Source organism: Variovorax glucosi, assembly GCF_051216695.1.
Lineage (GTDB): Bacteria > Pseudomonadota > Gammaproteobacteria > Burkholderiales > Burkholderiaceae_C > Variovorax.
Genome location: NZ_JBPJZE010000075.1, coordinates 1 through 471, shown reverse-complemented (window position 1 = coordinate 471; position 471 = coordinate 1). Strand labels below are relative to the sequence as shown.

At 71.1% G+C, this 471-nt stretch carries 1 protein-coding gene and 1 pseudogene; both read left to right on the top strand.

Going from position 1 to position 471, the window contains the following annotated elements; translation table 11 throughout:
• Nucleotides 1-180, top strand: a pseudogene (gene recA, locus ACSFA3_RS22980) (recombinase RecA); the annotation flags it as partial.
• Nucleotides 181-222: 42 nt separating this feature from the next.
• Nucleotides 223-471 (top strand): regulatory protein RecX (locus ACSFA3_RS22975; RefSeq protein WP_435507765.1); only part of this gene is annotated, 249 nt, incomplete at its 3' end.

Below are 471 nucleotides of genomic sequence, written 5' to 3'. Positions count from 1 at the left end.
ATCGGCCAGGGCCGCGACAACGCCCGCGAGTTCCTGCGCGAGAACCCCGAGCTGTCGCGCGAGATCGAGAACAAGGTGCGCGAGTCGCTGGGCATCCCGCTGCTGGCCGCCGATGCCGGCGCCACGCCAGAGAAGCCGCAGAAGGCTGCCAAGGCCGAGAAGGCCGACAAGGGCGAATAAGCCAGAGCGCGGCTCCCCGGGGGCCGCGCCAGCGACCCCCGCATGGCATTCAACGCCCCGTCCCTCAAAGGCCGCGCACTGCGCCTGCTGAGCCAGCGCGAACATTCACGCGCGGAGCTGGAGCGCAAGCTGGCCAGGCATGAAGAAGAGCCCGGCACGCTGGCGAAGGCGCTCGACGAGCTGGCCGCCAAGGACTTCATCAGCGAGCCGCGCGTGGTGGCCTCGGTGCTCAACCAGCGCGCCGCCCGCTCGGGCGCGCTGCGGGTGAAGCAGGAACTGCAGGCCAAGGGC